This window comes from Bradyrhizobium sp. ORS 375 (assembly GCF_000239775.1).
In the GTDB taxonomy this organism is placed as follows: Bacteria; Pseudomonadota; Alphaproteobacteria; order Rhizobiales; family Xanthobacteraceae; genus Bradyrhizobium.
On the sequence record NZ_CAFI01000363.1, the window covers coordinates 1 to 8380 of the forward strand.

At 65.3% G+C, this 8380-nt stretch carries 11 protein-coding genes and 1 pseudogene; 10 read left to right on the forward strand and 2 right to left on the reverse strand.

Annotated elements, in window-relative coordinates:
• The 8 genes from BRAO375_RS25375 to surE form a co-directional block, all read left to right on the forward strand.
• Window positions 1–638: segregation and condensation protein A (locus BRAO375_RS25375; RefSeq protein WP_035642126.1), on the forward strand; the 638-nt coding region annotated here is incomplete at its 5' end.
• A 19-nt stretch (window positions 639–657) separates the two neighbouring features.
• On the forward strand, window positions 658–1791 hold the full coding sequence (gene scpB, locus BRAO375_RS25380) for an SMC-Scp complex subunit ScpB (RefSeq protein ID WP_009030311.1): 1134 nt from the start codon (window positions 658–660) through the stop codon (window positions 1789–1791).
• 281 nt (window positions 1792–2072) lie between these two features.
• Window positions 2073–2306: a twin-arginine translocase TatA/TatE family subunit gene (locus tag BRAO375_RS25385; RefSeq protein WP_006614346.1), complete on the forward strand. Its 234-nt coding sequence runs from the start codon at window positions 2073–2075 to the stop codon at window positions 2304–2306.
• 103 nt (window positions 2307–2409) lie between these two features.
• The gene (gene tatB, locus BRAO375_RS25390) at window positions 2410–2937 is read left to right on the forward strand and encodes a Sec-independent protein translocase protein TatB (protein WP_009030312.1); all 528 of its coding nucleotides are present in this window, start codon (window positions 2410–2412) and stop codon (window positions 2935–2937) included.
• Window positions 2934–3755: a twin-arginine translocase subunit TatC gene (tatC, locus tag BRAO375_RS25395; RefSeq protein WP_009030313.1), complete on the forward strand. Its 822-nt coding sequence runs from the start codon at window positions 2934–2936 to the stop codon at window positions 3753–3755. The genes tatB and tatC overlap by 4 nt, the downstream gene beginning before the upstream one ends.
• 127 nt (window positions 3756–3882) lie before the next feature.
• A complete protein-coding gene (gene serS, locus BRAO375_RS25400) occupies window positions 3883–5211 on the forward strand; it encodes a serine--tRNA ligase (RefSeq protein WP_009030314.1) in 1329 nt (442 codons plus the stop codon).
• A 102-nt stretch (window positions 5212–5313) separates the two neighbouring features.
• Window positions 5314–5670 carry a hypothetical protein gene (locus BRAO375_RS25405; RefSeq protein ID WP_009030315.1) on the forward strand — a complete coding sequence of 119 codons (357 nt, stop codon included), beginning with the start codon at window positions 5314–5316 and terminating at the stop codon, window positions 5668–5670.
• Window positions 5671–5756: 86 nt separating this feature from the next.
• Window positions 5757–6524, forward strand: a complete 768-nt coding sequence (gene surE, locus BRAO375_RS25410; protein ID WP_009030316.1) for a 5'/3'-nucleotidase SurE — start codon at window positions 5757–5759, stop codon at window positions 6522–6524.
• A gap of 19 nt (window positions 6525–6543) precedes the next feature.
• Here the strand turns inward: surE and BRAO375_RS25415 are convergent, their stop codons facing one another.
• Window positions 6544–6927: a response regulator gene (locus tag BRAO375_RS25415; RefSeq protein WP_009030317.1), complete on the reverse strand. Its 384-nt coding sequence runs from the start codon at window positions 6925–6927 to the stop codon at window positions 6544–6546.
• A gap of 4 nt (window positions 6928–6931) precedes the next feature.
• Complete coding sequence (locus BRAO375_RS37630) at window positions 6932–7120, reverse strand: hypothetical protein (RefSeq protein WP_139031465.1); 189 nt, start codon at window positions 7118–7120, stop codon at window positions 6932–6934.
• A 95-nt stretch (window positions 7121–7215) separates the two neighbouring features.
• On the opposite strand from BRAO375_RS37630, the gene BRAO375_RS25420 reads away from it, so the two are divergent.
• Complete coding sequence (locus tag BRAO375_RS25420; RefSeq protein ID WP_009030318.1) at window positions 7216–7863, forward strand: protein-L-isoaspartate(D-aspartate) O-methyltransferase; 648 nt, start codon at window positions 7216–7218, stop codon at window positions 7861–7863.
• A 107-nt stretch (window positions 7864–7970) separates the two neighbouring features.
• Window positions 7971–8380: pseudogene (locus BRAO375_RS25425) on the forward strand (peptidoglycan-binding LysM); the annotation flags it as partial.

Below are 8380 nucleotides of genomic sequence, written 5' to 3' on the forward strand. Positions count from 1 at the left end.
CGCGAAAAATCCGGCTCGAGCTCGCCGCCGACTATCTCGTGATGGCGGCCTGGCTTGCGTTCCTGAAGTCGCGTCTGCTGCTGCCCGAGCCGCCGGCGCAGGAAGGGCCGAGCGCAGAGGAAATGGCGACCGCGCTCGCCAACCGGCTGCGCCGGCTGGAGGCGATCCGTGAGGCCGCCAACCGCCTGATGAATCGCCCGCAGTTCCAGCGCGACGTGTTCCCGCGCGGCAATCCCGAGACGATTGCCGAGGTCCGCAAGCCGAAGTTCACGGCCACGCTGTTCGACCTGCTGTCGGCCTACGCCATTCAGCGCCAGGCGCGTGTGGTGACGTCGGTGCACATGGCCAAGCGCACCGTCTGGTCGCTCGCCGAGGCGCGCGCGACGCTCGAGCGGCTGGTCGGCATGACCGAGGTGTCGGACGACTGGGGATGTCTCGACGATTATCTGCTGAGCTATGTCCCCGAGCCCACGCAAAAGGCCACCGTGTTCGCCTCGAGCTTCGCGGCCGTGCTGGAGCTGGTCCGCGAAGGCAAGCTCGAGCTGAACCAGAAGCAGGCGTTTGCGCCGCTGTATTTTCGTAAGCGTCCACCGAACCAGCCCGGCGCGATGGCTGCGCCGGACTTGACGGTTGAGTAACGAAGAAGGAGATCCTGCCATGGCAAGCTTGGCGGAACTGCGCATGGAAGAGCCCGACGAGATCGCCGCGAGCGAGCCCGAGGTGCGCCCCGAAGCGTTGCGCATCCTCGAGGCGCTGCTGTTTGCCTCGGCCGAGCCGCTCGAGCAGGCGACGCTTGCCAAGCGTATGCCTGAAGGTGTCGACATCAAGGCCGCGCTGGCGCAGCTGCAGGCGGATTACGCCAATCGTGGCGTCAATCTCGTCCGAGTCGCCAGCAAGTGGACCTTCCGCACCGCCGGCGATCTCGCTTGGCTGATGACGCGCGAGAGCACCGAGACGCGCAAGCTGTCGCGCGCAGCGATCGAGGTCCTGGCCATCGTCGCCTATCACCAGCCCGTCACGCGTGCGGAGATCGAGGAGATCCGCGGCGTGGTGACGTCGAAGGGGACGCTCGACGTTCTGCTGGAGACCGGCTGGATCAAGCCGCGCGGTCGCCGCAAGACCCCCGGCCGGCCGCTCACGTTCGGTACCACCGATGCGTTCCTGACCCAGTTCAGCCTGGAGACGCTGGGCGATCTGCCGGGTCTCGAAGAGCTGAAGGGGACGGGCCTGCTGGATTCGCGCCTGCCCACCGGCTTTACCGTCCCGACGCCGTCGGACGATCCGACCCTGCGTGACGACGAGGAGCCGCTGGATCCGGGCGATCTCGATCTGGCGCTCGCGCCGGCGGTCGAGGCTGAGCCTGGCGAAGCCGAAGCGGCAGAGACGGAGACGTCCGAGGCGGAAACGGCTGCCGTCGAGACGGGCTTTGTCGAAACCGGCGCCGTCGAAGCGCTGGCCGATACTGTGGAGGTCGAAGCCGCCGAGGCCGAGACTGACGTCCTGGACGAGACCGCTTCGCAGATTGCCGTCGGCGATCTGAAGATTTCCACGTCCGAGTCGGAGCCGGGCCTGACGGTCGAAGAGCTTGAGGTCGAGGAACTCGAACTTGAGGAGCTTGAGGCCGAGGCGCCTGAGGCGGAGCAGGATGACGAGGCCGTGGCTGAGCTGGTCGATGCTTCGGCTGAGGACGACGCCGAAGCTGACGTCGATGAAGACGCTGCGGCGGAGCTCGAGGCCGATGAGGGTGACCGCGATACCGACGCGGACGAGTCGGAGCACCGGGAAGGGTAACGGCCTCTGCGTCGTTAACACTCGCGTTATTACGTAGCTCCGGCCGTGATTTGCCGGAGCTTAAGTGCTTGTTTTTGGGGGCGGTGACGCCTACCTTCCGCCCAGATCGGGTTGTCCGCGCGCCGTTTTCGGCCCCTCCGCCTTGGGTTCGTGTTGCTGTTTCGCAATCGAATGCTAGAAGCGAAGTGTCGCGGTCAAGCCCATGGAAATGGCGCGGTTTCGGCGGTAGCGTCGACGGGCAGCTGAGGGAAAGGCTGCGCCGGTGTTTGGAGGGTTGCAGGATGGGTTCGCTTAGCATTTGGCACTGGATCGTGGTGATCGCGGTCGTCCTGCTGTTGTTCGGACGCGGCAAGATCTCCGATCTGATGGGCGACGTCGCGCAGGGCATCAAGGCGTTCAAGAAGGGCATGCAGGACGACGACAAGGCGCCGGAGAAGACCGAGCCGGTCAAGTCGATCGATCATGGCGCGACGCCTTCGGCCACCCGCACGGATGTCGGCAGCAAGGCCGTTTGATCTGCGCGTGAAAGGCGCGGGCGGCGCGCGCTCCCGCAAGGATGGATCTGCTCGGACGGGGCAGGGCGGGAACAGAGGCGTCGTCGCGTAGGCGGATTGTTACATGTTCGATATCGGGTGGAGTGAGCTGCTCGTCATTGGGGTCGTCGCGCTGATTGCGATCGGCCCCAAGGAGCTTCCCGGCGTTCTGCGCATGGTCGGGCAGTGGATGGGCAAGGCCCGCCGGATGGCCTCGGAATTCCAGGGCCAGTTCCAGGAGGCCATGCGCGAGGCCGAGATGGCCGACCTCAAGAAAAGCTTCGATGAGGTCAAGGAGGCCGCGAGCGGCTTCTCCCCGAGCGGCATGATGTCATCACTGCAGCGCGACGTCGACAAGGCGCTGGACATCGAAGGGATCGACAAGCCTGCCGAGTCGGCGACGCCCGCGGCTGCGGTGTCGACCGAGACCCCGGTGACTCCCACCACGCCGGAGCCGCCCACCCCCGCGACCTTCGTGGAAGCCGAGGCGCATCAGGCCGTCAGCGAGCCGCTGGCCATTGTGCGCGAGATCAAGCCCGAGCCGCAGCCTCCGTCCGTCGAGGGCTCTGCGCCGGCGGAGGCTGAACGTCTGAAGGACGCCAAAGCGTCATGACCGTCGAAGATATCGAGGCCAGCAAGGCCCCGTTGATGGACCACCTGATCGAGCTGCGGTCGCGGCTCATCAAGGCGCTGCTCGGTTTCGGCGTGGCCTTCATCTTCTGCTTCTTCTTCGCCAAGCAGATCTACAACATCCTGGTGCTGCCATTCGTCTGGGTGGCAGGCGCGGAGAACAGCAAGTTCATCTACACGCAGCTGCTCGAATATTTCATCACGCAGCTCAAGCTCGCGATGTTCGGCGCCGGCTTCATCTCGTTCCCGATCGTGGCGACGCAGATCTACAAGTTCGTGGCGCCCGGGCTGTATCGCCACGAGCGCAATGCGTTCCTGCCTTATCTGATCGCGACTCCCGTCTTCTTCGTTCTCGGCGCCATGCTGGTCTATTTCGCGGTGTGGCCGATGATCGTGCGCTTCTCGCTCGGCATGCAGCAGCTTGGCGGCCCGGAGACGGCGCAGATCGCGTTGATGCCCAAGGTCGGCGAATATCTGTCGCTGATGATGTCGCTGATCTTTGCCTTCGGCATCGCGTTCCAGCTTCCGGTGATCCTCACGCTGCTCGGCCGCATCGGCATCGTCACCTCGCAGATGCTCAAGGAGAAGCGGCGGTATTTCATCGTCATCGCCTTCATCATTGCCGCGGTCCTGACGCCGCCGGACGTGCTGAGCCAGGCGTCGCTGGCGCTGCCGCTGATGGCCCTCTATGAGGGCGCGATCATCGCGGTCGGGATCGTCGAGAAGCAGGCGGCTGCGGCCAAGTCTGGTTCCGGCTCCGCGCCGGGCTCCGGCAATCTCCCGGCAAATCCGTCCGAATAGCCCAAGGAGGCTGCCCGGCTGCGTCCGGGCGCCTGTTCCCATTCGCCGCCATTCGCGGTAGTGCAGGCGCGCCCGCGAATGCCGCGGCGACTCGCCCCTGTCTCTTCGTTCCCAGGACCGAACGACCATGCACGACATCAAATCGATCCGCGACAATCCGCAAGGTTTCGATGCGGCGCTGACGCGCCGGGGTCTTGCGCCGCTGTCGTCGCATCTGCTCGCCATCGACGAGCGGCGGCGCGCCGCGATCCTGGCCTCCGAGCAGGCGCAGGCGCGGCGCAACGCGGCCTCGAAGGAGATCGGCGAAGCCAAGAAGACCAAGGACGACGCCCGCGCATCGGCGCTGATGGAGGAGGTCGCCAAGCTCAAGACCACGATGCCGGAGCTCGAGGCGGCCGCCAAGCAGGCCGATGAGGAACTGGCGCGCGAGCTCTCCGCAATTCCCAACCTGCCGCTCGACGAGGTGCCGGACGGCAAGGACGAGCACGACAATGTCGAGCGCCACGTGTTCGGCGCCAAGCGCAACTACGCTTTCGCTCCGAGGCCGCACGACGACATCGGCACCGCTCTCGGCATGGACTTCGAATCGGCGGCAAAGCTGTCGGGCGCGCGCTTTGTCGTGCTGAAGAAGGGACTGGCGCGGCTCGAGCGCGCGATCGGGCAATTCATGCTCGACCTGCATACGACCGAGCACGGCTACACCGAAGTAAACCCGCCGCTGCTGGTGCGCAACGACGTGATGTTCGGCACCGGGCAGCTGCCGAAATTCGAGGACGATCAGTTCTGGGCCGTGAGGGGCGAGCTGCTGATCGCGCCGGATGAACGGCTCAAGACCGATCGGCTCGGTCTCATTCCCACCGCTGAGGTCGCACTGACCAACCTCGTCCGGGAATCGATCGTCGACGACAAGGAGCTGCCGATGCGGCTCACGGCACTGACGCCATGCTTCCGCGCCGAAGCGGGGGCGGCCGGCCGCGACACCCGCGGCATGATCCGCCAGCACCAGTTCACCAAGGTCGAGCTGGTGTCGATCACGACGCCGGAGACCAGCAAGGACGAGCATGAGCGCATGCTGGCCTGCGCCGAGGAGGTGCTGCGCCGGCTCGATCTGCACTATCGCGTGATCACGCTTTGCACCGGCGACATGGGCTTCTCGTCGCAGAAGACCTATGACATCGAGGTCTGGATGCCCGGGCAGGGCGATGGCGGTGCCTTCCGCGAGATCTCCAGCTGTTCGGTGTGCGGCGACTTCCAGGCGCGGCGCATGGATGCGCGCTATCGCGGAAGTGATGGCAAGCCGCGCTTCGTGCACACATTGAACGGCTCCGGCACAGCGGTCGGTCGTGCACTGATTGCAGTCATGGAGACCTATCAGCAGGCCGACGGCTCGATAGCCGTGCCGGATGTGCTGCAGCCCTACATGGGTGGCCTCAAGGTCGTTGCCGCGGAGTCATAAGGCGCGGCAAAATGCATCCAGGCCGGTCGCCGCAATTGCGCCGCGACCGGCGGTTCGTATCCTCCGGTTCCGCTAGCGCGCGCGATTTTCAGAACCGGCATCATGGCCCTGCATCGGGATATCTTCTGGATCGGACGGCAATGGGCCGTGACCGGCTCCGGCATCCAGGCGGTCGATCAGCGCCTCAAGGGGGCGTTCGACATCGATCGTGCAGCGGTGTGGGATGATGACCTGTTCTTATCCCTGCGCGGTCAGGGCTGGTTCAACGGTGCCGATTTCGAAAAGGCTTTGACGGTCGCCCGAACCAGGTTTCCGGCCCCGCCGCGAGCGGCGCCAGAACCTCCCTCGTCAGTCTCCCCGCCAGCCGCCGACGCATCGCGTACGCCGGACGTCTCGCTACAACTGGAGACCCAGGGCAAGCTCGCGCGGTTCCTCCCGCAGTGGCGCGTCCGGCCTTGAATGGCTGAGGCGGGCGGGTTTGCCTCGGTGCTGCGCAGCAGATAAGACACCCCGGCAATCGACCTGAACGGGATGGAAGGCTGGCCATGCGGATTCTCTGCACCAATGACGACGGAATCCATGCTCCGGGCCTCAAGGTCATTGAAGAGATCGCGCGCGCTTTGTCCGACGATGTGTGGATCGTGGCTCCCGAGCTCGATCAGTCCGGGGTGTCGCATTCGCTGTCGCTCAATGATCCGCTGCGGCTGCGCGAGGTCGGCCCCCGGCACTTCGCGGTGCGTGGTACGCCGACCGACTGCGTCATCATGGGCGCCCGTCATATTCTCGGCGACAAGCGTCCCGACGTCGTGCTGTCGGGGGTGAACAAGGGCCGCAACGTTGCCGAAGACGTGGTGTATTCAGGCACCATCGCTGGCGCGCTCGAGGGCACCATTCTCGGCCTGCCGTCGTTCGCGCTGTCGCAGGAGTTCAGCATCGCGACCCGGGACAAGCCGTCCTGGGACACCGCGCTGAAGTTCGGTCCGCAGATCGTGCGCAAGGTGCTCGACGCCGGGGTGCCGAAGAACACCGTCATCAACGTCAACTTCCCGTCCTGCACGCCCGATCAGGTCAGGGGGATCGTCGTGACCCGTCAGGGCAAGCGCAATCTCGGCTTTCTGAAGGTCGACGAGCGCCGTGACGGCCGCGGCAATCCGTATTTCTGGATCGGCTTCGACCGCGCCGCGGCGCTCGACGTTCCCGATGAAGGAACGGATCTCGCAGCGCTGGCGGCGCACTACGTGTCGGTGACCCCGCTGCGCCTCGACCGCACCGACGAGGCGTTTTCCGGCAAGCTCAGCGACATACTCGGCTGAATGATCGGCAGCCTGGCGTCTAGCTTTCAGGCTCGGCGCTGCGCAGGGCGTGCTCGATGGCTTTGCCCAGGGTCTCGAGCTGAAACGGCTTCTGCAGCGCCGGCCGGTCGCGATACTCCTCGGGTAATCCGGAGGAGCCGTAGCCGGTGGCGAAGATGAAGGGCCGGTTGCGGGCCTTGATGAGATCGGCGACCGGCGAGATCACCTTGCCGTTGACGTTGACGTCGAGGATCGCGACATCGAAATAGGTGCTCTCCGCGAGCTTCATCGCCTCGCCGATCTCGCCCGCCTCGGCAGCGACGGTGTAGCCGAGCTCTTCGAGCATGTCGGCCACCATCATTCTGATCATGACTTCGTCTTCAACCAGAAACACAGATCCGCGCGGCGGCCGCGGTGCAGTCATGATGTCAGTCCTTGCCCAAACCCGATTTGACGGTCGCAAATAACGGCTCATGGCGCAACGTCAACAACGTCATGTTCGCCTGCCGTAACCTTGCGGCGTGGGCAAAATCGCCCCGAAGGTGAACGAATTCGCGCGACGTTGGTTCCTCGCCCGGAACGGTTTTGCCGGAGAGCGGCCCCCAGCGGCCAAGCATGACGCCCTCCGGACTTGCCCCAGGAAGCGATGAAAATCGATGCGTAACGGCAGAGCGCCGTCTAGATTGGTGCCGAACCAACAACCGACATCGCGATGCCCCCGACCGCTCCGCCCGAAAAGATGATGTTTCAGCTGACATTGCGTCGGCGGGGGATCAGTGATCAGGCGGTGCTGCGTGCGATGGAGGAGGTGCCGCGGGAGGAGTTCGTGCTGCCGGGCGATCGTGCCGACGCCTATCGCGACAGCGCCATGGCGATCGCCTGCGGCCAGACCATCAGCCAGCCCTTTGTCGTCGCCTACATGACTGAGCAGCTCAAGCTGCAGAAGAGCCATCGGGTGCTCGAGATCGGCACCGGGTCGGGCTACCAGGCTGCGATCCTGGCGCGGTTGGCGGATCACGTCCTGACGGTCGAGCGATTCCGGACTCTCGCGGATAAGGCGAGGGAGCGGCTGGAGAGACTGAACTGCTTCAATGTCGAGGTCATGCTGGGCGACGGCTATGCGCTGCCGCCGGGGGCCGGCCAGTTCGACCGTATCATCGTCACCGCGGCCATGGATGAGATCCCGCAGAGCCTGCTCGATCGATTGGAGCCCGACGGTGTCCTGATCGCCCCGGTCGGACCCCATCACGGCGTCCAGCGGCTCGTCCGGGTCATCCGGACCGGCGATCGTTTCGAGCGCAAAGAGCTCGTCGACGTGCGTTTTGTGCCGGCAATTCCGGGTATTGCGCGCGAACTTTGAACGAGCGGATCAGCAAGTCTCCCAACGCTTTATTCGCGGCTTAAGCGCTTATTTACCGCGGCTGTGTTTACTCGAATTCGTTGTTTGTTGCGTACGAGTGAGTAACCATGCCCGTGACCGTCGAGTTGCTTCGCTCGCGCCGCCTGCCGCAAGTTGCGGCGCTGGCGCTGATGTCGTTCGGCGTCGCCGGCTGCAGCGCCGATATGTCGACGCGGCTGTCGCAGACGCAAAATCCCTTTTCAAACCCGTTCGCCTCCGACTCCACCGGCTCGGTTCAGGCGCAGCCGCAACGGCACCAGCAATACAGCCAGCAGTCGTACACTCCGGCACCCGCGCCGGCTCCGGCCTATTCGTCGTCAGCGCTGCCGCCGCCTGCGGTCGGAGCGCCGCAATCCTATCCGTCCGGCGGTGGCGCCGGAGGCGTGTCCGGAGGCGGGCGCGGCGTCGCGTCCTATGCGCCGCCGGCAGCAGTCCCCGCGCCGCAAGCCTATGCGCCGCCCGCCACCCATGCCTACGC